The following is a 25601-nucleotide window of genomic DNA, read 5'->3' as shown; positions in this document are numbered from 1 at the left end:
GGACACAGCCACCCGCGCACTCTTCCGTCCGTCCCCCACCCGTCCCGCACCTTCCCCGCATGCTTGATGCTCTTTTTCTGGCAAGTTTTTCGAGGTTTTCGACGTCCAAATCGGTTACTAGCCAGCATAGGGGCCTTTGCCGACGCTAGAAGGCTTTTCATTATACGTATAGCGTTACTTTATTCAGACTGATTGAACTTGCGTGTCGCAATCCTCGGAAAACTTGCCATCTGAGCAGCCTCCAACGTACACGGCATCCTGCCCGCTGCAAAAAAAGAACCCGCCAGAACGGCGGGTTCTTTTAAAAACCTGACGAAAACGAAGCTCGATCGGATTGAACGACCAATCCTGTTCGCTCGGCCTCAACGCGCTTCGCGCTTAGGCGTAGAACAGAATCTCGTTGTAGGTGGGCACCGGCCAGGCTTCGCGCTCGACGATGATCTCCATAGCGTCCACGGCCGCGCGCAGAGCGTCCATGACCGGCACGATCTCATGCGCGTTCATGTTCGCACGCTCCTGCTGATCGGCCACTTCCAGCGAAGCGCGATGCAAGCTGTGCAGCTTCTCCAACTGACGGTTGATCTCGGCGGCCCCTTCCACGAGCTTCTTCAGCTTGTCCTCCATGAACGAGGTGTCACCCTCGGGCAGCACGTTGCGGATAGAGGTGATGCCGTTGGCGAGCTTGGCGGCATAGCGGTTGATGGCCGGCAGGTAATCGCGGCGCACCAGGCGCTTCATGGCGCGAATCTCGATGTTCATGATCTTGTTGTACTTCTCCAGCTTCACCTCGTAGCGGGAGCGGACCTCGTCCTCGGTGAGCACGCCGAACTCGGCGAACAAGTCGATGGACTTCTGGTCGACCAGGCACGGCAGCGCGTCGGCCGTGGTGCGATGGTTCGCCAGCCCGCGGCGCTCGGCCTCCTTCTCCCATTCCTCGGAATAGCCGTCGCCGTTGAAGATGATGCGCTCGTGGTCGCGCAGGGTGCGCTTGATGTAGTCGATGGCGGCCGCCTCGAACTCCTCGCCGGTCTTGCCTTCCATCTGATCGGCGAATTCCTTCAGCGACTTGGCCATGGCCGTGTTCAGCACCATGTTCACGTCCGACAGGTTCTGGGCGCTGCCGGGCATGCGGAACTCGAACTTGTTGCCCGTGAAGGCAAAGGGGCTCGTGCGGTTGCGGTCGGTGTTGTCCTTGATGAAGTTCGGCAGCACGTCCACGCCAAGGTCCATGGATACGCGCTCGGCCGAGGTGTAGTCGTGATCGTCGATGAGCGCCTCCACAATCGCGCCCAGCTCGTCGCCGAGGAACATGGACACGATGGCCGGGGGCGCCTCGTTGGCGCCGAGACGGTGGTCGTTGCCGGCGCTCGCCGCCGACATGCGCAGAAGCTCCTGATACTCGTCGACCGCCTCAATAACGCCGGTGAGGAACACGAGGAAGCGCAGGTTCTCCATGGGGTTCTCGCCCGGATCGAGCAGGTTGCGGCCGCCGGCGGAGATGGACCAGTTGTTGTGCTTGCCCGACCCGTTGATGGACTCGAAGGGCTTCTCGTGCTGCAGGCACACCAGGCCGTAGTGGCTGGCCAGAAGCTTCATCTTCTCCATGGTGAGCAGGTTCTCGTCCACCGCGCGGTTCGTCTCGGCGAAGATGGGCGCCAGCTCGTGCTGGGCCGGGGCCACCTCGTTGTGCTTGGTCTTCGCGGAAATGCCGAGCGCCCACAGCTCGTCGTCGAGCTCCTTCATGAACTCGTTCACCGTGGGGCGAATGGCGCCGAAGTAGTGCTCCTCCAGCTCCTGGCCCTTTACCGGCGGATAGCCGAACAGCGTGCGGCCCGTGAGCATGATGTCGAGGCGCTTCTCGTAGTCCTTCTCGGAGATGAGAAAGTACTCCTGCTCGGCGCCGAGGGTCGTGGTCACGCGATCGGACGAGTCGTCGCCGAACAGGTCGAGCACGCGGCGGCCCTGGGTCTCGATGGCTTTCATGGAGCGCAGAAGCGGCGTCTTCTTGTCGAGCGCCTCGCCGGTGTAGCTGCAGAAGGCCGTGGGGATGCAGAGCACCTCGTCCTTGATGAAGGCGTAGGAGGTGGGATCCCAGGCGGTGTATCCGCGGGCCTCGAAGGTGGCACGCAGGCCGCCGGAGGGGAAGCTGGAGGCATCGGGCTCGCCCTGGATGAGTTCCTTGCCGGAGAAGGTCATGATGGCGCAGCCGTCATCGGCGGGATCGATGAAGCTGTCATGCTTCTCGGAGGTGATGCCCGTCAGCGGCTGGAACCAGTGAGTGTAATGGGTAGCGCCCTTCTCGATGGCCCACTCCTTCATGGCATGGGCGACGACGTTGGCCACGTCCTCGTTTAAGGGCGCGCCCTCCTTGATGGTCTTCATCAGCTGCTTGTAGGTGGTCTTCGGCAGACGCTCGCGCATCACATGCTCGTTGAACACCATGGAGCCGTACAGATCGGTCACTTTCGACATAACGGGTTCGCTCCTCACTCGGGTCGATGATCGGAATAAGATACCACGTCGGAGCCACCGCAACGGCTGCACCCGGCACGTTCCAAGTTAATGGCGCATTGTTTCGAGGAGTTTTCTGGTAAGCGAAACCGACGTTACGAAAGGGGCGGTTCGTTTTCACGCCCCACGCAAAACGACCCCGCCGAGGCAGGGTCGTTGAGGAATTAAGATCGCGCTCGACAAATGGCAGCGCGTATTCGGCGCAACACGACGGTGTGCTTAGGGTGCAGCTAATCGATATGTTTCCCGTAGCGCTCCTCGGTGATCTCGTCGAGGGTGCGGCCCTGGGTGTTGGGGCACCAGATGACGCCCACCACGAGCGATACCAAGAGAAAGCCGCACATGATGATGCCAGCGGTCACGAAGCCCGCCGGGGTTTCCACGCCGAGGCCCGCCACGGCCACGAGCGACCAGATGCCCAGCACGCCGCGCACCAAAAAGAACATGATGCCCTGCACGCCGCCGCGATACAGCGTCGGGAACAGCTCCGTCGACCACAGCGCATAGAAGCACTGGGCCGAGAAGCCGGCTGAGATGCCCCACAGCGCCACGAACACCCACAGAAGCCAGCCCCAGCTATCGGCCGTGCCCGCTTCCAGCTGCATGCCGAAGAACACCATGACCACCCAGGCCGCCAGCGCCATCACGGCCGTGGCCGCGAACAGGATGCGATGCGGGACCTTGTCGCCGAACTTCGAGAAGATGGCAAGCGAACCCACCGCCGTGAGGATCCACATGACCGCCTGTAGAAGCGAGATGGTCGTGTCGTCCAAATGCCCGGCTGCCGCGTACATGTAGGGCATGAACTGGCCCATGGTGCCGGCCACGATGTTCCACGTCAGGTACACCGCCACCAGGAACACGATAGACTTCACGTTCACCGAATTGGTCAGCGCGCGGCCCATCATCTGGATGAAGGTGTCGCGCTTGCCCTCAGCCGCGGACTGCTTTTCCGTCCAGTCCTTCGACTCCTCCAGCTTGCGCTGCAGATTCCACGCGATGAGCGCCACCACGAACAGGATGAGGAACAACAGACGCATGGCGAACAGGCCGTCGAAGGGCCCGTAGGTGCCCGCCGGCAGAAGCGCGCCATCCGGCCCGAAGGTGGGGAAGATGAACGAGAACAAAAGCGCGATGAGGAAGATGACCGCCGGGCCGCAGGACCAGGCGAACTGGCTGATGCCGATGTTGGCGGCGCGGCTCGTGGAGGAGGACATCTCGGAGATGTAGCTCCACGACGACGGTACGCCGGCGCCCACGGACAGGCCGGAAATGACGATGCCGGCGCAGAGCATGGGCAGGTTCACCGCGCACATAATGAGGAAGACGCCCGTGGCGTACACGAGCAGGTTATAGGTGTAGATGAACTTGCGCCCGAAGCGATCGGCCAGAAAGCCGCCGATGAGCGCGCCCACCGCCGCGCCGAAGGCATTCGCGCCCACGGCGCCCAAGATGGACACCCACACGTTGTCGAAGTTGAAAGCAATCGCCCAGGCCGCCAGCGCCACACCCGAGGCCACGATGCAGCCGGAGTCGAGGAAGTTGGTGAGTGATACGGCGATGGTGCCTTTTTTCTCTTGGGACAGAGCCATAGTTTTGCAGACCCTTTCTTAGTTGCTTAGTTGTCGGTCGCCGAAGCCGCGGGGAAATCCAGCATGGCCTCGTTGATCTTGACGTTGAACTCGCGGCCGATCTGCCGCAGCCCCTCGTCGGTGATGGTGTTCAGGAATTCGCCCGAGCCGCCGTTCATGGCGCGGGCGCGCCCGTAGATGTCGGCGGCCTTCTCGATGGTGTGCAGAAGCCCGAAGGTACTATCGAAGTCGGCGCCGGAGACGAACAGGCCGTGACTCGCCCACACCACCGCGTCGAAGGTCTTCATCTGCTCGGAGGTGGCCCGGGCGATGTCGGCCCCACCGGGCACCATCCAGGGCACCACGCCGACGCCAGCCGGGAACACGACGACGCACTCGGTCATGGCCTTCCACAACACGCGCGTGAACGTGCGCGCGTCCAGCGGCAACAGGTAGGAAAGCGCGATGATGTTGGTGGGGTGCGCATGGTAGATGACGCGGCAGGTGCCGTCGGTGGCCGCAGAGCGCACGGCGTGGTTCATGACGTGGGTCGGGAACTCGGACGTGGGGCGCCCCCCGTCGTCGAGACCCCACACGATGCGGTAGACATCGCCAGCCGCGGACAGCTCCACAATGCCGATGTTGCGAGAGGGATCGGACGCCACATTGCGCATGTAGTTGCCGGTGCCGGTGACGAGGAAGTATGCACCACCCATGGTCGGCGCCTCAACGCCGAGGGGCGTCCAAGGGCGCGGCTCCTTGTCGAAGAACTTGCGAGCGGTGTCCACATCCTCGGGACGCAGACGATAGCTGAGGTTGCCGCCGTTGCGCTCGTGCCAGCCCTGCTCCCAGCCGTCGTTGCACAGGCGCACGAACCCGCGCACGAATCCCAGCTGCTCCATGGCCACGCCGGACACCGCCCCGCGCGCCGTGTCGATGCCTTGGGAGAGCATCTCCTGTGCCTGATCGAAAAATGCCATGATTGCTCCTTACATGCGCTCGGGCAGGATTTTGGCCTCGTAGGCGGCCACGGCCGGGTACAGCTCGCCGTCGAGCGGGCAGCCGGCGCGGCGGCAGTACTCGTCCCACACGGCGCCGAAGGGCATCGACTTCGCCTGCTCGGCCAGCATCATCTTCTCGGTGAACTGGTAGGTGTCCTGCAGCTCTTTCAGGCGCTCGCCCGGCTGCAGCAGCGCGTAGAGCAGCGACTTTTCCATGGCGCGCGTGCCCGTGGCCCAGGCGCCCACGCGGTTGATGGAGGCGTCGAAGAAGTCGAGGCCGATGATGACCTTCTCCCAGGCGCCGGGGATGTGGGCGATTTCCATGGCCACTTCCTTGGTGGGGTCGTCGAAGAGCACCACGTGGTCGGAGTCCCAACGCACCGGGCGCGTCACGTGCAGCGGCACCTTGTCGAAGAACAGCAGCAGCGCCGAGAGCTTGTCGGCCACGTTCTCGGTGGGATGGAAATGACCCAGATCCAGCAGATCGTACACGCCGGGGTGCGTGGCGGCGTAGGCCAGGTAGAACTCGTTGGAGCCCACGGTCATCGACTCCAGACCGATGCCGAACACCTTCGACTCGCAGGAGTCGATGACGCGGTCGTACTTCTCGGCGTAAATCTCGTCGAGCGAGTCGCGCAGGCGCTCGCGCAAGCCATAGCGGTCGCCGGGCACGTCCTTCAGGCCGTCGGGGATCCAGATGTTGCAGAGCGTCTGGTCATCGAGCGCCTCGCCGATCTGCTGGGAAATTTTGCGGCAGGCCTTGCAGTGGCGGATCCAGAAATCGCGCGTCGCCTTATCGGGCGAGGACAGCGACAGCTCGTTGTTCATCATGGGGTGGCCGAAGATGGTGGGGTTGAAATCGATGCCGTAGCCGTGCGCCTTCGCCCACGCGACCCAGGGCTCGAAGTGCTTGTACTCGATGGCATCGCGGTCGACCCAGGGGTTCTCGTCGGTGAAGACGGCGTAGGAGGCGTGCAGGTTGATGCGCTTGGCACCGGGCACGAGGGCCATGGCGGCCTCGAAATCGGCGGTCAGCTCCTCGAAGGTGCGGGCGCGGCCGGGGTAGTTGCCCGTGGTCTGGATGCCGCCGGAGAGACCCCCTTCCTGGTCGAAGCCGAGCACGTCGTCGCCCTGCCAGCAGTGCACCGAGATAGGCTTGGCGGCCAGTTTCTCCATCACCGCCTCGGTATCGATACCGAGGGCGGCGTACTCCTCGCGGGCCAAATCGTACATGGTAGTCATCGGGTTTCCTTTCTGTTCACCAGTATCTAGAAGCTCTTGCTGTAAATCGTCGGGGTCGGAATCACCCATCACGGTTCCACCTTCTGCACGTCGAAGGACTCCGCGATGGCGGCGCGCACGGCCTTGAGGTGCGGGAACACCCCGTCGGCGAGCATCTGCACGGCCAGGTTGCCGAGCGCGGTGCCTTCCACGGGGCCGGCGTACACGGGAAGGCCGCATACTTCGGCGGTGCGGCGGTTCAAGTGGCCGTCGCGGCAGCCGCCGCCCACGATATTGATGGACGCGTACTCGTGGCCGGCTAGCTGCGAGAGGCCTTCGACGGCCTCGCGATAGCACAGCGCCAAGCTCTCGTACACGCAATGCATCAGCTCGCCCAAGGTCTCGGGCACGGGCTGCCCCGACTCCTCGCATGCCGCGCAAATCTCCTCGATCATGGAATCGGGCGAGAGGAACCTCTCGTCGTTCACGTTCACAATGGAGGCCGTCACTCCAGCGGCCTCGGCCTCGTCGGCCGCCTTGATGAGGTCGGCGAACCCCACCTCGTGCCCCAGGCCCTCGACGCGCATGTACTGGTGCAGGCGCCCCTTGCGGATGGCCTTCTCGTCCACCACGTAGGTGATGCCGTTCAGCTCGCGGCGAATGGACTGGATCATCCACAGCCCCATGATGTTCTTCAGGAAACGGTAGCGGAAATGGTAGCCGCCCTCGTTGGTGAAGTTCTCGCGGAAGGCCGCCTCGGCGCAGATGGGGCTGCGGTTCTCCACACCGAGCAGGCTCCACGTGCCCGAGGAGAGGAACACCGCCGGCAAATCGCAGGCGGGCACGGCCAGATAGGCGCTGCCCGTGTCGTGGGTGGCCGGCAGCACCACGCGCGTGTCGTAGCCGATGGCGCGGGCAATCTCGGGACGCACGGGCCCCAAGCACGCGCCGGCGTGGGTGACGTTGCGGAACAGCCGGCGAGGAATGTCGAAGGCCTCCATGACTGTCTCGTCCCATGCGCCAGTCTCCGCATTCAGAAGGCCGGTGGTGGAGGCATTGGTGTACTCGATGGCCTTCTCACCCGTGAGCAGGAAGTTCAAGTAGTCGGGAATCATGAGGAACGAGTCGGCCGCCTCAAGCTGCTCGGGATGCTCGCGCTGAAGTGCCAGCAGCTGGTAAATGGTGTTGAAGGGCTGGCGCTGCAGGCCGCAGCGGCGGTACAGCTCCTCGGGGGCCATGATGGCATCGGCCACCTCGTACATGCCAGCCGTACGGGAGTCGCGGTAGGCCACGGCATCGCCCACCAGGTTGTCCTCGGCATCCAGCAGCACGAAGTCGACGCCCCAGGTGTCGATGCCCACCGATTTCGGGGCAAAGCCCGCCTCCTTGCAGAGGGCAAGGCCCCGCACCAGCTCGCTCGAAAGCAGCTCCACATCCCAGCAGTCGTGGCCGTTCCGACGCACCTGGCGGTTGTCGAAGCGGTGCACCTCTTCCAAACGAATGAGCCCGTCTTCCACGAAGCCCACCACCACGCGGCCCGACGAGGCCCCGATGTCCACGGCCGCGTAGCAGTCGCGCCGCAACCCCTGCGCACGATGCGCCATGTCGCCATTCCTATCTTCGCACGCCAGCAGGGGGCACCGCCGAGGGCGATCCCCGCTGACCATGAGCGTATTTCTCAACTTTTACCTGGGAAAACGCACAAGCCATTAATGCGGCGCACAGTGTACCAGCAAAGGGGCCCTCTGCAAGGGCGCGCGCCCAAAGAGGTGGCGGCCTGTAACAAATCAACAACAATGACTTCATGGGTCGCCATTGAAAGGGGCCCGGACGAACCGGGCCCCTCAGAGAAGGATATTTGCTCAGGCGCCCTCACTGCGCCGACAATCGTGCAACTTCGGGCGATCCGCCCCCTAACCTTCCGGCGCGAAGGCCGTGAATGCGGCGGTATCGGGCTCCGGGCCCACCTCGCCGCGCTCGTTGACCGAACGCACGAGCAGGCAATAGGTTCCCGGCGCCTCGGGCGTGTACTCGAAGGTCCAGTGCACCCATCGATCGCCCGTGGAACCAGAGACGTCGTAGTCGGTCCAGTTCTCGCCGTCGTCCAACGAGAACTGGACTGTCACGATGGGCACGCCGTAGTCCTCGGCGTAACCCTCGAAGCGCACCGGGCGCCCTACTTCCACCGCGAGCGGCGCAATCATCGCGATCCTACTCCTGCGCGCCCGCTAGCACGCCGGCGTTCGGGCTGTTGGGATGCTCGTCGCCCTCGCCGGGCACCGCCGGCGCCTCGTCCTCGGCCGATACCACGATCTCCACCACATCGCGCACGAAGTAGTTCGCGGGCGTGCGGGTCATCCACAGCTGATTGCTCCCGCCCACCGAGGCAGTGAGCGCCTCCTCGTTGATCTCATAGCTGAGCACGCCGTGGCGCCCGATCACGTAGCCGAGCGGCAGCATGGTCTCGGTGCCATCGGCCGACACGAATGTCACCGCATTGGCCCCGGGCTGCACGCCGGCGCGCTCCAGGATGGACTCGACCGGAATGCCCTTCACATTCGCGGTAACGATAGCGCGGCCGCCCGCGGGATTGCCGCCGCAGGTGCACGTCATCTTCTGCTGCACCGACTCGTCGCCGGCAAGATCGCCCACCGAGGCGGTGTAGGCGTCATTCACCGCACCCGACACCGTCAGTTGCCAGTCGAGCGGGTTCTCCGAAGCAAGCGCGATACCAGCGCCGCACACCACGCGCACGGCCTTCTGGAACATCGTGCGGATGGTCTCGTTGGGCGTGACGGCCTCCTGGTCGTAGGAGAAGACGCCCTCGGCTCGGGCCACCTTCACCGCACCGGCCACGGCGGCGTTCTCGCCCACCTCCGCTTGCGGGTCGGCGGCAGCATTCCCGTCAGCGCCATCGCCCGGCGCCACCGCCAAGGCCGGCACTGCCGACATGGACGCGATCATCGTCAAACTCGCCAAGGCGCCAGCCGCGGCCCGGCCCTTCGATTTCAAATCTCTCATGGTCTCCCCCTACTCCACCGTGAACATGAACTGGGTATCGTACTGGCTCACGTGATCGGAGCCGTCCGGCGCGATGCTCGTCGTGCGGATGTCCATCAGGTACGTCCCGGCCTCGGGCGGCGTGAAGTCCATACGCCAGTAGGTCCAGTACTTGGAATCGTTGTTCGGCGTGTCCAGCGTTGTCCAGGTCGCGCCGTGGTCGAAGGAGAACTCGAGCTTCTTGATGGGCTCGTTCCACGCATCGGCGAAGCCCTCCAGATGCACCGGCTTGGCCTCGTCACCCGTGAGCACCACATTGGTGGGGTAGTTCAGCACGCCGCTGTTGGGCTTGGAGTACACCTCGCCCGTGCAGTCGTCGGCGAACTCGCCCAGGTACACCTGGTTCATGGCGGCGTCTTCGGGCTGGGTCATGAACGTGAGGTTGCTGATGCGCTTCACGAAATTGCCGCCGGAGGTGTTGTACACCCACACCATGCAAGGGTAGCCCTGGGTGTTCGGCAGCACTTCGCCGTCCATCTTCGTGACGAGGATGGCATTGTTGTCCACCACCCAATCGATGGGCATCTGGGCGTAGTCGTAGCCATCCGAGCCGATGGGACTCACGATGTTGGCACTGGCCTTGGGCTTCGCAAACTCGATAACCTTCGACAGCGGAATGCCCTCCACCTCGCTCTGCATGATGGTGGCCTGGCCCACGCCGTTGATGGTGCAGTCCATCTTCATGACCTGCTTCACGGTGCCGAACTGCTCTTCCATCTCGGGAAGGGTCATGGTCACCGGATTGTCGCAGTCGCCGTCGATGGAGACGGTCCAGTTCTCATAGATGGACGGATCCACCTGCGTGTCATCCACGAGCCACTCGGACGGCTCGTCCTTCACCGTCTTGAAGAAGCGGTTCTCAGCCGGAGTGATCGTGGTCTGGTCGTAGCTCGTCGTCACCTGGACCTCTTCGGCGGCCACGTCGGTGATGCCGTGGTAGAGGTTGTACTTGTAGTCGTCCCAACGACCGAGGGTCTGCGTCTCCACGTCGTTGTAGTGGCACGAGAAGCAGGTGCCACCCTGGCTCGTGAACATCGCGTTCGTCATGTGGGTGTTGTGGATGGCCTCGCCCAGATAGTTCGTTCCCTGATAGGTCTTGGAATGGCACGCAATGCAGTTCGCGAAGGCCTGCTCGGTGGGATAGCCGAAGAAGATCAGGCGATGGTAGGTGGGCAGACTCATGATGGCGCTCTCAAGCGTGTGGCATGAGGTGCAGCCGCGGTTCTCGGCGTTCAGGTACGTGATGTTGAACGCGCGATCGTCGGAAGGCACCGGCTGCACGGTGAACCCATTGCGGTCGGTGTAGCGAAGCGGCTCGTTGGCCTCGGCGTTGGCGGCGTTCTTCTCGCTGTTCTGATAGAAGCCGGGCAGGGCGGTCACGCCGTCCACGAAGCGACCCTCCGTGGGGAACCCGCTGATGCTGGCCAGCTGATCGCTGTAGCCGTCACTTGTCGCGGCAGCCGGCTCGGTTGTTGTCGTGGAATCGGCCGTCTTGTCGGCCCCATCGCTCGGCGCGGCAGCCGGAGTGCAGCCCCAGGCCAAACATCCCGCTCCCAAAACGCACGCGAGCACCGCCGCGCACGCAATCCCCTTGCGCGAGCGCCGCCCCGTTCTCGTTGCTTGCTCTCTCATATCTCCTCCTTAGGTTTTGGAAAATAAGCTCCCCTGACGCTTCGCGCCTCCTTTCCGGGCTTTCGAAACTTGATGGAATTGGAATGGGCGCTGCGCCGGCACCTGCGTGCGGCCGCAGCGCTTAATCCCGGGTTGGACTTCGCCGTATCAGGCCGTCGCTGTCGGCGATAGAGGCGCGTCGGAAGTCGTAGTGCTCGGTGTACATTTTGTCCAGCAGCGCCTTCTCGTAGAAACCGATGTCGCGGTTGTACAGCGCGGACGCCTCGTCGGTAGCACGAAATTCCGGACGCAGCCGCCCCTCGTTGTCGTAGTAATGCAGATAGGCTTCGGCACAATGCTCGCGCAAATAGGCCCGGCACCGCTCGTGCAAGTCGTCGTTGGCGAAGAAGAAGTGCCGCACGCCGTCGTCGCTCTGCTGGAGAAAGCCCAGATCCATCAGGCGCCCGAAATCGCTGCGGGCGCTCGGATAGGAGATGGCGTAGCGCTTCATGTGAATGTCGTAGGTGAACTCCGCGTTGCTGTGCAGCACCGCCTCGAGCAGCACTTCCTTCTGGCGGGCGTTCATCGAGCCGTCGGCGTCGATGATGGCGCGCAGTCGATCGCGCCGGCGGCTCATGCCCTCGAGCTTGGTCATCACCCAGCGCTGCTCGTCCAAAATAAGCTCGACGGCGCGCTCGAACACGAGCGTCCAATCGTAGGTGCCGTCGTATTCCACGGCCAGATCTCCCGGCTCGAACGGCAGCGCCGGCGCGTCCGCCTCGGCGGCGTAGCGCCCGCGCTCTTGGGCGCACAGGGCGCTGCCGGTACCGTAGAGCAGGCGCATAACGGGAACGTGGGCCGAGAAATGATAGCCCGAACGATGAAGGAGCAGCAGGTAGAGCAGATAGGCGAACGGCGCATTGCCCACGGGGAACATCCCCGATGCGCTCACGAAGAACAGCGCCGTCAGCGCCACAATAAGGCGATGGTCGCCGCACTGGCCCTTGAGGGGGCCGGTGCCCCCATCGATGAACGAGCAGAGCAGCTCGAGCCCCTCGACCCGGGCCGAAGTATCCTCGGGAACCGCCTCGATGCCGGCCACCAGCCTGGCGTAGAGCATCTCAATGAAAGCAGGGGTGACTGCTTCGTCGCGGTACTCCTCTATTGACAGCAGCACTTTGCCGGCATTGGCCGCCAGAAGCTCGATGCCGCATTCCGGCTCGCAGGCATGCACACACACCCGCCGCAGCCGCGCAACGTCGATGTCGGGGTGCTCGAGGCCGATGGCGTACACCACCTCGTTGGCCGCCATGTTCAGTTCCAGATGGCCGCCTTCCGGATCGTAAAAGATGCGTCCGTAATGGGACGCGAGCCCCTCGTTGATTTGGAACTCTTCGAGGAGCGCCTCCAAGTGCCAGGTGGGGTCGTACCAGCAGCGAGCCGAAGCCGAAAGCGGAGGCAGATCATGCCCGAGGCCGCGGCGCAAGCTGTTGATGGAAAACCAATACAGCGCCGCATCTTCGGGAGTTACACCGAGCGATTCCGCCAAACTGTCGTAGGTTTGCGCCCGCTGGGAGGCGATACGCAGGGCCCGATCGAGCAGCGGCGCCGAGCGAAATGCCGACTTGGATTCCACGATTCTCCCCTCCCCTTTGCTCTCCCATTCTTCCTCCGAACGAAGCTATGTTCTCAGAAAGACGCGCCCCACTTCAAGAGGTTGGGCGCGCGCTAGAAAGTTTTTTCCACCCTTTACCCCTCGCCATCCCGCTACCGCAAGAGCGGTTCTATGCAAGAAAAAGTGCGACTGAGCGAGCTTTTTCATCCCGAAATGGCAGCACATGCAGAAAAAAGTGCGATTGAGCGAGTCCGAAACTCGCTCAATCGCACTTTTCTGCGCACGACCGTTGTATTTCTTTGCAAGCGAGCCGGATCTCGCACAATTCCACGAACAGAGACACGAAAAAGCCCGCTGCGGACAGCGGGCTTTCGATTGCAGCATTGCGCGGCACCGACAAACGATGCGCGACTCCAAACTTAGCGCTTGGAGAACTGCGGGCGCTTGCGGGCCTTCTTCAGACCGTACTTCTTGCGCTCCACCATACGGGCGTCGCGCGTGAGGTAGCCGGCCTTCTTCAGCTCGGCGCGGTAGTCGCCGGCCTCCAGCAGAGCGCGGGAGATGCCGTGGCGCAGGGCGCCGGCCTGACCGGACACGCCGCCGCCGTCGATGCGAGCCTTCACGTCGAAGTGGCCGGTGGTGTCGGTCACCTTGAAGGGGGTCATCGCGTAGTTGAACAGCGCCTCGCGGCCGAAGTACTCCTGGCCGTCGCGACCGTTGATGGTCACCTTGCCAGTGCCGGGAACGAGACGGACGCGCGCCACCGCGTTCTTGCGGCGGCCGGTGCCGTAGTACAAAGCCTCATCTGCCATGATTAACCCTCCAGATCGATCTTGCGGGGCTGCTGAGCGGCATGGGGATGCTCAGCGCCGACGTACACCTTCAGTTTCTTGCCCATCGCACGGCCCAGCGTGTTCTTCGGCAGCATGCCCTTGACGGCATGCTCGATGACGCGCTCGGGGTGCTTGGTCATGGCCTCGGTGAACGTCTCCTGCTTGAGCCCACCCGGGAACCCGCTGTGACGATAGTAGGTCTTGGTGGCAGCCTTGGTACCGGTGACCTTGATCTTGTCAGCATTGATGATGATGACAAAGTCGCCCGTGTCCACATGGGGGGTGTACTGCGGCTTGTGCTTGCCCTTCAGAATCTGAGCAGCCTTGGTGGCCACACGACCGAGAACCTGGTCCTCAGCGTCGATGATGACCCACTCGCGCTCAACCTCACCGGGCTTTGCATGATACGTCTTCACTGTTTTCCTCCAATAGATTGCAGGTTCTGTCGGGCGGCTGAAGCCTCCTTTCCCGCGTCGGCGTGGCAGCCGCGATAGCGGGGACGGAACCGTCCGCCAGAGTGTTTGTTTTCAAAAGTGCACGATTCTCAGACGCCGGTTTCCTACGCCGACACGCGGTGCTTCGGGCCTGGACAACCCTCGGCGGTTGCGTTTCCTTGAACCCATGCGTTTACGGGGCTTTTGAAAGCGAACTTTTGCATTCTCACCCGCCCGCGCGCGAATGTCAACGAAACCGCTCCGAGAAAGCGAAGAATCGCCAAAACTCCACTGCCGAGCGGCAGGCTGGGAGCACTTCACCGCAGAAGGGAACCATGCACAGAAAGACGATCCCTCTGCAGTAGGGAAGGACGGCCGCCACGTTGCGCTCCGTCGACGAATCAGTCGAAAAATGCACGAGATTGACGGTTATGAGCGTCTAAAGGTTGAGCAACGAGGCGCATTCCAGGAAGACGCTTGAAAAACCCCAGGTCAGAGCATCGCGCGTACAGGAGCACCTTCACAGCTGGCAACCTCGCACCCCTCCAGACGCTCATAACCGTCAATCTCGTGCAAAAAGCGATCCCTTCAGCAACCGACCGCTGAGGAAATTAGCAGAATCATCGTTGCGGTAGCTCAAAAAGGGCACCAGCGATGCCGCCGACGAAGGACAGCGTTCCCCGTTCGCTCACCTCAAGGCGATCCGACAGCCGATTGCCAGGGCTGTCGCTGTCGGCAAATGCACCAAGCCAGATTGCCAGATAGTTGACAGGAAGGCCATTCTCTTCCGCGGGCATATCAACAACAAAGTAGATCGCACCGTCTTCAATATAGCTTGCCACCCCCTGCTCTCCTCGGGCAGCTATCGCACCATCGGAGCCAACAGCGACCGGCGTGAAGTCGAGGTTCTCAAGAACAAGAGCGTCAGCCGAGAAGCCGTGCTCGTCTTTGGGAAGGCGAGAGGCATCAACCTCCATACTACCGTCCCCTTGATCTACGCCGTTCGCGAGCCAGCGTTCTGCCGATTGGTCAAGGTAGGCCTGATCGATCGGCGACCCATCGGCACGTGCTAACGAGAGCACGGCATAGGTGCGGTTCGCATTCACCCCTTCAGTCAGGGGCACCAACGCTTGACCCGAGGTAAGACCGAGCAACGTGATGTCGAAATCGCCAACGCGCTGCGTCTCATCGATGCGCTCGCCCGCCCCCTGTTCGAATACTTCAGCTACCTGCGCTTGGTCGGCATCGGCGGCAATACGCGCCAAATCCTCAAAAGACGCGGTGGCGTAAGCTGTTCCTCCGATAGCTAAGCAAATAGCAGCCGCAACGGCCACTTTCCCCAGCGTCGTAGCACGCGGGAAGAGGACACGGCTCTGACGTTTGGCTCTGGCAGGCGAAGGCCGCACGACCACCGCTCGTGCGTCTTCGCGGCGCGCTTCTCGCACCGCCGCGCAGATGCGGTCTTCGAAATTCTCGGAAATCGGCAGCTCGTCCATAGCAGCCCGATAATCGTTCCAACTCATAGCGATTCCTCCTCTAGGAGCGCTTTCAGCCGCGCACGACCGCGCGCCAGCCGCGTGCCCACGGTAGCCGCGGGCACGCGAAGCATGACTCCGATCTCACGCAAGCCGCAGCCTTCATAGTAATGGAGATGAAGAACGACCGCGTATTTCTCGGGAAGGGCTCGCACACAAGCGAGCATTTCGCGGCCGCGGCGCTCGGTCTCGGCTGCATCGTCCGGCACCGCGCGAGCCTCATCGAGCGGCACATTGAGTCGCGACTTGCGCCGGCGCAAGTCGCTCGCCCGATTAATCGTCGCGCGGATAAGCCACGCCTTCTCATACTCGGGATCCACGAACACGAGCTTTTTGGACACGAGCGTGCAGAATACGTCCTGCACCGCATCCTCAGCGTCAGCGACGGAATCAAGCCGCGAGGCAGCTAGCCGCACCAGCATGCGACCATACTCGCACACAAGCCGCTCGATGCGATCCTCCTCCGTCACCGTCGTGCCACCTTTCTTCGCGTGCGTTCTTCACCTTCAACCAATAACACGTTTCAGAAGGAGGTTTTATTTCATACCCTCGACTCTTCGCGCGATCGCAGATGAGATAGTTGCTGAAAAGTCATTGGCAACGCATCAATACGAACGACAGACTAGCCAGATGATCATGATTAAAGTAACATAGCCAAAATCTTCAGGGTGCCTTAGAAGGGAGCTTTCGTGGCAACAAGCATTGCCCTAGCGGAGGCGAATCTTCCCTCCGCCTTACAACATGTAGATGAAACAGGAGCCGAATTCGTTGTCACTGCAGGAAATCGGTCGTGCTCCAAGATCGCACCTATCCCCGAACCGACATCAAGCGAACTGAAGGCCGCAGGTGCGCTTGCGGGAAAGAAACCGAAGGCGTCTCGCGCTGAAGAAAAAGCCGCTTATCAAAAAGCGCTGGAAAAGCTCGCGTAGTCCATCCCCGCCTGCGCCGTTGCGAGGGGAATTGTTTCCGTTGGCTTACACGCGGGCGGTTGCGCTCGCAGGGGCGCGGGCGATGGAGCACAATACGGAATGCTTTGTGAAATCCCGGGGTCTAAGGAAGCCTGTCCGTTATGGAAACTCTGTCGCCGTTCGCATTCGTCACGTTGGTCACGCTCATCTCCGGCGCCGGGGGAACGGGGCTCGGCGGCTTCATTGGCGCCCTGTTCAAAAGCGAGTCGAACCGCACCATCAGCCTGCTTCTGGCCTTCGCCGGCGGCGTCATGACCGCCATGGTGTGCTTCGATCTTCTGGCCGAGGCCGAGGAAGCCGCCAGCCAGATTGCCGAGCACGGCGTGGTGCTGGTCATCTTCGCCGTGGCGCTGGGCGTGGCCGTGGTGTACCTGCTGAACCACCTCATCGACCGCAAGACCCGCAAGGAGGTGTCGCACACCGCCGATGAGCATCATCCCGAGACCCATGACGACATCGACGAACTGGTGCACGCCGACCACTTGAACATGCACAAGCGCCACAACGACTCCAGGCTGTCGCTGTTCGTGGCCGGCGTCGTCATGGCCTGCGCCATCGCGCTGCACAATATCCCCGAGGGCATGACCATCGGCGCGAGCTTCGCCGTGTCCGACAACCTCATGTGGGGCACCGGCATGATCATGGCCGTGCTCATCGGCCTGCACAACATCCCCGAGGGCATGGCCGTGGCCGTGCCGCTCATCTCCGGGGGCACGGGACGCGTGAAAGCGACGCTGCTCACGGCCGCATGCGGTCTGCCCACGGTGCTCGGCGCGTGGCTCGGCTTCTGGCTCGGCGACATCGGGCCTTTGGGCCTCACGATGTCGCTCGGGTTCGCCTCGGGCGCCATGCTCTACGTGGTCTTCGGCGAAATCATGCCCGAGAGCTACCTCATCTACCGCAGCAAACTCCCCGCCTTCGCCGTCATGGTTGGCCTAGCCCTCGGCATGTTCATGATCTTCTTCTAGAAAGCTGGGCGAACCTTGCCGATGCCCGGATGATCGAGGAATTCAGCGTAGGCAAGCCAAATCTCCCCGGGCTTCGAATCATGCGAGGGCATCGTAGGCCCCGTCCGTCCTCTTCGTCATCCCAATCGGCAGGCAAAATGATCCTACGCGTTTCTAGGCGCCATTCGCACCTGAGAACAGCGATGCGGGCGTCCGTCAAGAAGCGTTCCGTCAACGAACTGGTCGAAAAATGCACGAGATCTTGAGTTATAAGCGTCTCGGGGGTGTCTAATTGCCGACCCCGAATGGCTCATCCTTGCAGACAACAATCTGACCTGGGGTTTTGAAAATGCTTCTTAGTAACGCGTCCCGCCGCTGATTCCTCAGGGGCTTATAACTCGAGATCTCGTGCAGAAAACGCCCTCTTCGGCAACCGAACGCCATAAACCTACGAGAGCGCGCGAGAAGAGATAGCTCATAGCCACCATAAGAAGGCGAAGAATACCATCGTGAACGCGGTGCCCGCGGCAGCGACGCGGTGCTTGGCTTTAATCTCAAAGGCAAGAAGAACGCCCCAATAACCGTAGAAGGCGACATTCACGATCACATTGGCCACCGGACGGGGCAGCCCCCAGAAAAACGTCGCCAACATGCACAGCACAATGAGGATCGTCAGGACAATCGCACCGACGGCCCAGGGGTTCTTCATTGTCCAAGCCTCGTTAGTGTTTTCGTGCTCGATCCACCACAGAAGCCCCTTGCGCTCCGGCGTCTTATCGCCCATGGTCAACCAACCCTCATTGCTCGACATTCTTTCCAAATCAGTTTATTCCGAACACCATAGCTGTTGCCAGCAGCTCTCCCGTAACTGGATCGTCATAGCACCTCCACACTGGGTATGCTCAAGATCTTCCTCCAAAAGACATCGCGCAAGAACGCGCGCCTCCTAACCTTCACCCCAAGGCTTAACAAAGGCGAAACACCGGAGTCGGTTTCGCGAAACATTGCTCTCCTATGCTGACGATACAGCATTCCGCACAATGCACAAGGAGAACGCCATGTACGATTTCGACCGACCGCGCACCGCGCGTCCCGACGCCGCCGGCACTGGGGTCGTCGCCGGCTCCGCGCGCCTTGCGCCCTGCGACCGGCACCCGCGCGCGCCCCGCGAGGGCGATGTGCGCATTCCCGCTGGGTGCGCCATCGCGGCTATCATGGACCGAAGCGGCGCGCGCCACGACGGAAGCGACATCCTGCGCTCCATCGCGCTCATGCACGACCGCGGGAACGGCCTGGGCGGCGGGTTTGCGGCCTACGGCATCTACCCGGAGTACGAGGAGCTGTACGCCTTCCACATCATGTACGAGTCCGACGAGGCCCGGCGTGAGACCGAGGCCTACCTGGACACCTACTTTATGAGCGAGAAGCAGGAGCGCATCCCCACCGAGCCGGTGGCCTCCATCAAGAACCCGCCGGACATCTGGCGCTACTTCGCCGCGCCCCACCCCATGCGCCTGGCGGCCAGCGGCCTGGACGAGGCCGAGTACACCATGGCCCACGTCTTCCACATCAACGGGAAGATCGACGGGGCCTTCGTCGCCTCGTCGGGCAAGAACATGGGCGCCTTCAAGGGCGTGGGCTACCCCGAGGACATCGGCGCGTTCTACCGCATCTGCGACTACGACGCCTGGGCCTGGACGGCCCACGGACGCTTCCCCACCAACACCCCCGGCTGGTGGGGCGGCGCGCATCCGTTCACGCTGCTGAACTGGTCGGTGGTGCACAACGGTGAGATTTCCAGCTACGACGCGAACCGCCGCTACGTGGAGCAGTTCGGCTACGACTGCGAGCTGCAGACCGACACCGAGGTCATCACCTACTTGTTCGATTTGCTGAGCCGCCGCCACGGGCTGTCGCCGGAGCTGGCCGCTCACATCATGACCGCGCCGGCGTGGGATGAGATTGACGCCATGGATGCGGCCGACGCCGCCTTCGAAACTGCCCTGCGCACCACCTACGCGAGCGCTCTCGTGAACGGGCCCTTCTCGGTGATTCTGGGCTCGAGCGAGGGGCTGCTCGCCATCAACGACCGGCTGAAGCTGCGAGCCCTCATGGCCGCCGAGAAGGGCTCCATGGTGTACATGGCCAGCGAGCAGGCGGCCATCGAGCTGGTGTGCCCCGACGCGGAGAACATGCGCGCCATCGGGGGCGGCGAGCCCTTCGTGGTGCAGCTTGATTCCGTGGTCGCCGCCAAGGCTGCCGCCGATGCCGACGCCGAGAACGATCCGCACAACGCGCCGTTGGCCCACGAGGTCGGCGTGCTGCCCCGCCGGAAGGAGGCTTAAATCATGCGCGACTTCCGCAACCCCCGCTACAAAGTGCTGCGCGACCGCGAGGAGTGCATCAAATGCGACCTGTGCGTGCGCCAATGCGCCAACGAGGCGCACTACCGCGACAAGAAAACTGGCGCCCTTCGCGCCGATTCCATGAAGTGCGTGAACTGCCAGCGCTGCACGCTTCTGTGCCCCACCCGGGCTCTCGCCATCACCCGGTGGCCCCAGGTGGACGCCGGAAGCGCCGTGTGGACCGAGAGCGCCATGGACGACATCACCGCCCAGGCCCAGACCGGCGGCGTTTTGCTCGCTTCCATGGGCAACCCGAAGAGCTACCACATCTACTGGGAGCATCTGCTGCTGAACGCGAGCCAGGTGACGAACCCCTCCATCGATCCGCTGCGCGAGCCCATGGAGACCCGCGTGGTGCTGGGCAGCCGCCCGAGCAAGCTGCGCGTGAACGAGCGCACCCGCACCGTCGTCTCTCCCCTGCCGCCCCAGCTGTCGTGCGACGTGCCCGTCATGTTCTCGGCCATGAGCTTCGGCTCGGTGTCGCTTAACACCCAGAAGGCGCTGGCCCTAGCCGCACGCGAGCTCGGCACCTACTTCAACTGCGGCGAGGGCGGCCTGCACCGCGACCTGGAGCCCTACGCCGACCGCGCCATCGTGCAGGTGGCCAGCGGGCGCTTCGGCGTGGACCCGCACTACCTGAACGCCGGCGCGGCCATCGAGATCAAGATCGGCCAGGGCGCCAAGCCCGGCATTGGAGGGCACCTGCCCGGCGAGAAGATCGACGAGGAGGTGTCGCGCACCCGCATGATCCCCGAGGGCACCGACGCCATCTCGCCGGCGCCGCACCACGACATCTACTCCATCGAGGACTTGCGCCAGCTCATCTTCTCGCTGAAGGAGGCCACCGGCTACGCCAAGCCCGTGGCCGTGAAGGTGGCCGCCGTGCACAACGTGGCAGCCATCGCCTCCGGCATGGCCCGGGCCGGCGCCGACATCATCGTGCTGGACGGCTTCCGCGGCGGCACGGGCGCGGCGCCCAAGCGCATCCGCGACAACGTGGGCATCCCCATCGAGCTGGCCCTGGCCGCCGTGGACGAGCGGCTGCGCCAGGAGGGCATCCGCTCCACGGTGAGCCTCGTGGCCTCGGGCACCCTGCGCAACGCCGCCGACGTGGTGCGGGCCGTGGCCCTCGGCGCCGACGCCGTCTCCATCGGGGCGGCGGCGCTCATCGCCATGGGCTGCCACCAGTGCGGCGACTGCGCAAGCGGCCGCTGCAACTGGGGCATCGCCACCCAGCGGGCCGACCTGGTGGCCCGCCTGAACCCCGAGGCCGCCGCCGAGCGCGTGGTGAACCTCGTGTCCGGCTGGAACCACGAGATTCAGGAGATGATGGGCGGCATGGGCATCAACGCCATCGACTCCCTGCGCGGCAACCGGCTCATGCTGCGCGGCGTGGGGCTCAACGAGAAGGAACTGGAAATCCTCGGCGTAAAGTACGCGGGAGAGTGATCGCATGGCTGAAACCATCATCGTGGAATTGGGAACGAAGCACTTCCAAGAGGCCAATGCCGCCGTACGCGCGGCGCTCACCGAGGCCGACACCGTCTGCATCGTGGAGGCCTACGCCCAGCGCTACCTGGGCTGCACCCTGCCCGCGGGCAAGCGCTTGGAAGTTCACGGAACCCCGGGCAACGATCTAGCCTGCTATATGGACGGCGGCGAGGTAGAGGTGTTCGGAAGCGCCCAGGACCAGACCGCCAACACCATGAACGCCGGCACCGTAGTGGTGCACGGGCGCGTGGGCGATGCGGCCGGCTACGCCATGCGCGGCGGCGAGCTCATCGTGCGCGACGGCTGCGGCTGGCGCGGCGGCATCAACATGAAGCAGTACGGCGGGAAGTGCCCGGTCATCGTCATCGGCGGGGACGCGGGCAACTTCCTCGGCGAGTACATGGCCGGCGGCATCATCGTGCTTATGGGCCGCGCCGGCGATCATTTGGCCTCCGGCATGCACGGCGGGGTCATCTATCTGCGCCGTAACAACGCGCCGGCCGTGGTGCCCGACGGGCTGGATGTGGGAGGGCTGACCGACGATGACTCGGCGACTCTCGGCGCGCTGCTCGCCCGCTACGACGCCTGCTTCGGCACCGAGCCCCACGAGCAGGCGAGCGTAGACGAGTTCGTCGCGCTGCGCCCCGCTTCCAGCCGGCCTTACGCGGCCATGTACGCGAGCTAGCGGTCGTTCGACGCTCGGACCGTTTCACAGCGCGACCATGCGACAGCGCACAAATGCAGAGGGCGCCTCGGTTCGAAAACCAGGGCGCCTTCGCTAATTCCAGGGGTCTTCCGAGAACAAGGGCTCTCGTTCGGCAGGACGATCGGAATAAGGGTCGTAGCCGTCGTCGTCCTCTTTCTCCGCGCGAACGAAGGGGTCGTCGGGAGCCGCGGGACGCAGGTGAACCGATCCAGCAGCCGCGTCGCGTATTTTCACCTGCTGACTCGGCAGCGGCTTCACCACGATACGAGCATGGGGGTCGTTCTTTGGATCGATTGCCACAGATTTCCACCTTTCAAAAACGCGTCTCGCTGCCTACCTTTTCGGACAACCGAAAAGCCCGAGTCCTTCGAAATGGGCAAAATGGCCTACTTCTCGTAGTCGCCGATAGCGAAATCACTCTACAGCTAATCCCCCACCAGATGAAATAGCACCAGCAACAGAAATCGCCCTGCAGAAAACTACGAGAAGTACCCTCGTTTGCTCATTTCGCGCAGACGGAAGCTGCCCGAACGCCCATCTCCCCTATTCCCTATCGCCGGCGCGGGTGATGTCGTAGGGGGTCGTTTGGTACACATAGTAGTTCAGCCAGTTGGTGTAGAGCAACTGGGCGCAGGAGAACCACGTGGAAACCGGCTCGCGCGTCGGATCGTCATCGGGGAAGTAATGGGCCGGCACGGCGATGCTCATCCCCTTGGCGATGTCGCGGTCGTATTCCGCTTTCAGCGTCTCGCGGTCGTACTCGGGGTGACCGAACACGAAGAAGTTCTGCGAGTCGGTGGACTTCGCCACGTACACCCCAGCCTCGTCGGACACCGCGATCAGCTCGAGCGCGGGATGCGCCTCGATGTCGGCCGCCCGCACCTCGGTGAAGCGCGAATGGGGCGCGAAGAACCTATCGTCGAACCCGCGCACCAAAGGCGAGGTGCGCTTGACCACCTCGTGGGGGAACACGCCGAACATCTTCTCGGGCAGCTCGTGCTTGGGCACGCCGTAGTGATAGTAGATGCCGGCTTGGGCGCCCCAGCAGATGTGCAGCGTGGAGTGCACGTGGGTCTTCGACCACTCCATGATCTCGCAGAGTTCCGGCCAGTAGTCCACTTCTTCGAATTCCAGCCGCTCCACCGGCGCCCCAGTGATGATAAGGCCGTCGAAGTGCTCGTCGCGCACCGCGTCGAAGGTGGTGTAGAAGGCCTCCAGATGCTCGGCGGCCGTGTTCTTCGAGTCGTGGCTCGCCGTTTGCAGCAGCTCCACTTCCACCTGGATGGGGGTGTTCGAAAGCTTGCGCAGAATCTGCGTCTCCGTGGTGATCTTCGTGGGCATGAGGTTCAAGAGCAGCACGCGCAGAGGACGGATGTCCTGGTGCATGGCGCGATGTTCCGTCATGACGAAGATGTTCTCCTCTTCCAGCGCCGCTGTGGCCGGCAGCGCGTCGGGAATGCGAATGGGCATGCGTCCTCCTATTCCACGGCAGCCAGGGCCTGGTCGATGTCGGCGATGAGGTCGGCGGCATCTTCAATGCCGCAGGACAGGCGGATGAGGTCGGCGCTGATGCCGGCCGCTTCAAGCTCCGCGTCGTTCATCTGCCGGTGCGTGGCGTTGGCCGGGTGCAGCACGCAGGTGCGGGCGTCCGCCACATGGGTGGCAATTTGGGCCAGGCGCAGGTTCTTCATGAACGTCTCGGCCGCCGCGCGTCCCCCGGCCACACCGAAGCTCACCACGCCGCAAGATCCGTCCGGCAGGTACTTCGCCGCCAGCGCCGCCTCGGAGTCGCCCGCAAGCGAGGGATGGCGCACCCAGGCCACCTTCGGGTGGGCCGCCAAGTGCTCGGCCACCACGCGCCCGTTCTCAGCGTGCCGGGCCATGCGCAGATGCAGACTCTCCAGCCCCAGGTTGATGAGGAAGGCGTTCTGCGGTGACTGGATGGAGCCCAGATCGCGCATGAGCTGGGCCGTCGCCTTGGTGATGTAGGCGCCCTCCAAGCCGAAGCGCTCGGTATACACCACGCCGTGGTAGCTCTCATCGGGCGTCGTGAGCCCCGGGAACTTGTCGGCGTGGGCGTTCCAATTAAAGCGGCCCGCATCCACGATGACGCCTCCGACGGAAGCGCCGTGGCCGTCCATGTACTTGGTAGTGGAGTGGGTCACAATGTCGGCGCCCCACTCGATGGGCCGGCACAGCACCGGCGTGGGGAAGGTGTTGTCCACGATGAGCGGCACCCCGTGGCCGTGGGCCGCCGCCGCGAAGCGCTCGATGTCGAGCACGGCCAGCGCCGGGTTTGCGATGGTCTCGCCGAAGACGCACTTCGTGTTGGGCCGGAAAGCGGCTTTAAGCTCCTCGTCGGTGCAGTGCGGATCGACGAACGTGCATTCAAGCCCCATGCGGCCCATGGTGTGGGCGAGCAGGTTGTAGGTGCCCCCGTAGATGGCCGAGGAGGCCACCACGTGATCGCCCGCCCCGGCGATGTTGAACACCGCGAAGAAGTTCGCCGCCTGGCCCGATGAGGTGAGCATGGCCGCACATCCGCCTTCCAACTCCGCGATCTTCGCCGCCACCGCATCGTTGGTGGGGTTCGCCAGGCGCGTGTAGAAGTAGCCGGACTCCTCCAGATCGAACAGGCGCCCCATATGCTCGCTCGTGTCGTACTTCCAGGTGGTGTTCTGGTAGATGGGCACTTGGCGCGGCTCGCCGTCGCCGGGCCGCCACCCGCCTTGCACGCAGGTCGTTCCAATCCGCTCGCTCATTCAGGGCTCCTTTTGGTCTCGCATTTTTTCGCTCGCCTATTATAGAAGCACCCGGAGCACCCCCGTTATAGGAAGTCCCCAGCAAACGCCATCGGAAAATCCGAGAGCCTTCTGCCGAGACCCCCTCGATTATCCTGAAATGAACTATTGTTCTAAGAACATTTGTTTGCTATAATTCGCTTTGAGAAGACGGCAGTGCTTGCATTTATTGTTACTAATTGTTACAATAAATTGTGCCATGCAGGAGGTCGAGAGACATGCCCATGACAGCTAGAGAAGCGATACGACTTACCAAGAAAATGGGCGGACGCTTCGTCAGGCACGGAGCGAGACACGACATTTTCGCGAACGCGGCTGGCGAAGAGTTCCCTATCCCCCGGCATCCCGGAGATCTTTCGCCAGGGGTCGAGCGAGCCATCAAAGAAAAGCTAGGGCTTCTCTAATACTTCACCCAATAGAGAGGAAGCGACCTATGAAGTTTCTCTACGAAGCCATCCTCACCCCGTGGAGCGGCGGGTGGGAAGCTGAGTTTCCCGACCTGGGTATCTGCACCCAGGGGGACACTCTGTTCGATGCGGCTTTCATGGCGCAAGATCTGCTGACCCTCTGGATCTCCCAAGCGCTTCGCGAAGGACGGCCCTTGCCGGAGCCGCGGATGGACCATCCCGCCCCCGCAAACGGCAAGGCCATCGCCGTTGCCGTGGAATGCGATGCCGACACGCCTTCCCTCACCACCATGACCGTCAAAGAAGCGGCGGATATCCTCGATGTCAGCACCTCGCGCATACACGCCATGATTCGCGACGGCATTCTGAGAACCGAGAAAGTTGGCAGCGCCCGCCTTGTGTCAGCCGACGATGTCATAGACTATTTCAATAGCCCCCGAACCGCTGGCCGCCCAAAGAAGGTCGCGACCGCCTGATTTCGGGA

At 63.0% G+C, this 25601-nt stretch carries 24 protein-coding genes; 7 read left to right on the top strand and 17 right to left on the bottom strand.

Going from position 1 to position 25601, the window contains the following annotated elements:
• Positions 1 to 378: 378 nt before the first annotated feature.
• From ACW4LP_RS04565 to ACW4LP_RS04505, 13 genes are all read right to left on the bottom strand, one after another.
• Complete coding sequence (locus ACW4LP_RS04565) at positions 379 to 2472, bottom strand: glutamine synthetase III family protein (RefSeq protein WP_455803503.1); 2094 nt, start codon at positions 2470 to 2472, stop codon at positions 379 to 381.
• A gap of 269 nt (positions 2473 to 2741) precedes the next feature.
• The gene (locus ACW4LP_RS04560; RefSeq protein WP_455803502.1) at positions 2742 to 4103 is read right to left on the bottom strand and encodes an MFS transporter; all 1362 of its coding nucleotides are present in this window, start codon (positions 4101 to 4103) and stop codon (positions 2742 to 2744) included.
• A 26-nt stretch (positions 4104 to 4129) separates the two neighbouring features.
• Positions 4130 to 5062, bottom strand: a complete 933-nt coding sequence (rhaD, locus tag ACW4LP_RS04555) for a rhamnulose-1-phosphate aldolase (RefSeq protein ID WP_455803501.1) — start codon at positions 5060 to 5062, stop codon at positions 4130 to 4132.
• 9 nt (positions 5063 to 5071) lie between these two features.
• The gene (locus tag ACW4LP_RS04550; protein WP_455803500.1) at positions 5072 to 6325 is read right to left on the bottom strand and encodes an L-rhamnose isomerase; all 1254 of its coding nucleotides are present in this window, start codon (positions 6323 to 6325) and stop codon (positions 5072 to 5074) included.
• 68 nt (positions 6326 to 6393) lie between these two features.
• Positions 6394 to 7908 carry a rhamnulokinase gene (locus tag ACW4LP_RS04545; RefSeq protein ID WP_418133619.1) on the bottom strand — a complete coding sequence of 505 codons (1515 nt, stop codon included), beginning with the start codon at positions 7906 to 7908 and terminating at the stop codon, positions 6394 to 6396.
• Between the two features lie 309 nt (positions 7909 to 8217).
• Positions 8218 to 8508 carry a molybdopterin-binding protein gene (locus tag ACW4LP_RS04540; protein WP_278982162.1) on the bottom strand — a complete coding sequence of 97 codons (291 nt, stop codon included), beginning with the start codon at positions 8506 to 8508 and terminating at the stop codon, positions 8218 to 8220.
• Between the two features lie 7 nt (positions 8509 to 8515).
• Positions 8516 to 9325, bottom strand: a complete 810-nt coding sequence (locus ACW4LP_RS04535; protein ID WP_117284478.1) for a molybdopterin-dependent oxidoreductase — start codon at positions 9323 to 9325, stop codon at positions 8516 to 8518.
• A gap of 9 nt (positions 9326 to 9334) precedes the next feature.
• Positions 9335 to 10996 (bottom strand): molybdopterin-dependent oxidoreductase, encoded by a 1662-nt coding sequence (locus tag ACW4LP_RS04530; RefSeq protein ID WP_418133620.1) that lies wholly within the window; start codon positions 10994 to 10996, stop codon positions 9335 to 9337.
• A gap of 121 nt (positions 10997 to 11117) precedes the next feature.
• Complete coding sequence (locus ACW4LP_RS04525) at positions 11118 to 12611, bottom strand: hypothetical protein (RefSeq protein ID WP_418385203.1); 1494 nt, start codon at positions 12609 to 12611, stop codon at positions 11118 to 11120.
• 398 nt (positions 12612 to 13009) lie between these two features.
• Entirely contained in the window at positions 13010 to 13402 is a 393-nt protein-coding gene (gene rpsI / locus ACW4LP_RS04520; protein ID WP_022740956.1) for a 30S ribosomal protein S9, read from the bottom strand.
• A gap of 2 nt (positions 13403 to 13404) precedes the next feature.
• A complete protein-coding gene (rplM, locus tag ACW4LP_RS04515) occupies positions 13405 to 13839 on the bottom strand; it encodes a 50S ribosomal protein L13 (RefSeq protein ID WP_022740957.1) in 435 nt (144 codons plus the stop codon).
• A 638-nt stretch (positions 13840 to 14477) separates the two neighbouring features.
• Positions 14478 to 15380 (bottom strand): hypothetical protein, encoded by a 903-nt coding sequence (locus ACW4LP_RS04510; RefSeq protein ID WP_114540436.1) that lies wholly within the window; start codon positions 15378 to 15380, stop codon positions 14478 to 14480.
• Positions 15377 to 15862, bottom strand: coding sequence for an RNA polymerase sigma factor (locus ACW4LP_RS04505; RefSeq protein WP_198161077.1), 486 nt, complete (start codon positions 15860 to 15862; stop codon positions 15377 to 15379). The genes ACW4LP_RS04510 and ACW4LP_RS04505 overlap by 4 nt, the downstream gene beginning before the upstream one ends.
• A gap of 219 nt (positions 15863 to 16081) precedes the next feature.
• On the opposite strand from ACW4LP_RS04505, the gene ACW4LP_RS04500 reads away from it, so the two are divergent.
• Positions 16082 to 16321 (top strand): hypothetical protein, encoded by a 240-nt coding sequence (locus ACW4LP_RS04500; RefSeq protein ID WP_147272720.1) that lies wholly within the window; start codon positions 16082 to 16084, stop codon positions 16319 to 16321.
• A gap of 140 nt (positions 16322 to 16461) precedes the next feature.
• Positions 16462 to 17328: a ZIP family metal transporter gene (locus ACW4LP_RS04495; protein ID WP_173114591.1), complete on the top strand. Its 867-nt coding sequence runs from the start codon at positions 16462 to 16464 to the stop codon at positions 17326 to 17328.
• 454 nt (positions 17329 to 17782) lie between these two features.
• Here ACW4LP_RS04495 and ACW4LP_RS04490 read toward each other — a convergent pair whose 3' ends face one another.
• Positions 17783 to 18091: a hypothetical protein gene (locus tag ACW4LP_RS04490; RefSeq protein ID WP_114540435.1), complete on the bottom strand. Its 309-nt coding sequence runs from the start codon at positions 18089 to 18091 to the stop codon at positions 17783 to 17785.
• 274 nt (positions 18092 to 18365) lie between these two features.
• Here ACW4LP_RS04490 and ACW4LP_RS04485 point away from each other — a divergent pair, with 274 nt between their 5' ends.
• From ACW4LP_RS04485 to ACW4LP_RS04475, 3 genes are read left to right on the top strand one after another with little or no spacing between them, the layout of a single operon-like run.
• Entirely contained in the window at positions 18366 to 19652 is a 1287-nt protein-coding gene (locus tag ACW4LP_RS04485) for a class II glutamine amidotransferase (protein WP_288219484.1), read from the top strand.
• 3 nt (positions 19653 to 19655) lie between these two features.
• A complete protein-coding gene (locus ACW4LP_RS04480) occupies positions 19656 to 21161 on the top strand; it encodes a glutamate synthase-related protein (RefSeq protein WP_455803499.1) in 1506 nt (501 codons plus the stop codon).
• Positions 21162 to 21165: 4 nt separating this feature from the next.
• Entirely contained in the window at positions 21166 to 21888 is a 723-nt protein-coding gene (locus ACW4LP_RS04475; RefSeq protein ID WP_455803498.1) for a GltB/FmdC/FwdC-like GXGXG domain-containing protein, read from the top strand.
• 93 nt (positions 21889 to 21981) lie between these two features.
• Here the strand turns inward: ACW4LP_RS04475 and ACW4LP_RS04470 are convergent, their stop codons facing one another.
• From ACW4LP_RS04470 to ACW4LP_RS04460, 3 genes are all read right to left on the bottom strand, one after another.
• The gene (locus ACW4LP_RS04470) at positions 21982 to 22209 is read right to left on the bottom strand and encodes a hypothetical protein (protein WP_256156185.1); all 228 of its coding nucleotides are present in this window, start codon (positions 22207 to 22209) and stop codon (positions 21982 to 21984) included.
• A 243-nt stretch (positions 22210 to 22452) separates the two neighbouring features.
• Positions 22453 to 23379: a homoserine O-acetyltransferase MetA gene (metA, locus tag ACW4LP_RS04465; RefSeq protein WP_256156184.1), complete on the bottom strand. Its 927-nt coding sequence runs from the start codon at positions 23377 to 23379 to the stop codon at positions 22453 to 22455.
• An 8-nt stretch (positions 23380 to 23387) separates the two neighbouring features.
• Positions 23388 to 24671: an O-acetylhomoserine aminocarboxypropyltransferase/cysteine synthase family protein gene (locus ACW4LP_RS04460; RefSeq protein WP_256156183.1), complete on the bottom strand. Its 1284-nt coding sequence runs from the start codon at positions 24669 to 24671 to the stop codon at positions 23388 to 23390.
• Between the two features lie 257 nt (positions 24672 to 24928).
• On the opposite strand from ACW4LP_RS04460, the gene ACW4LP_RS04455 reads away from it, so the two are divergent.
• Both ACW4LP_RS04455 and ACW4LP_RS04450 read left to right on the top strand, forming a co-directional pair.
• Positions 24929 to 25114 carry a type II toxin-antitoxin system HicA family toxin gene (locus ACW4LP_RS04455; protein ID WP_041714692.1) on the top strand — a complete coding sequence of 62 codons (186 nt, stop codon included), beginning with the start codon at positions 24929 to 24931 and terminating at the stop codon, positions 25112 to 25114.
• A 29-nt stretch (positions 25115 to 25143) separates the two neighbouring features.
• A complete protein-coding gene (locus ACW4LP_RS04450) occupies positions 25144 to 25593 on the top strand; it encodes a type II toxin-antitoxin system HicB family antitoxin (protein ID WP_455803497.1) in 450 nt (149 codons plus the stop codon).
• Positions 25594 to 25601 lie beyond the last annotated feature (8 nt).

The sequence above is a fragment of the Adlercreutzia sp. CNCM I-6215 genome (assembly GCF_977072315.1).
Note: the sequence above shows the minus strand (reverse complement) of the source record. Positions and strands in the feature narration are given on the sequence as shown.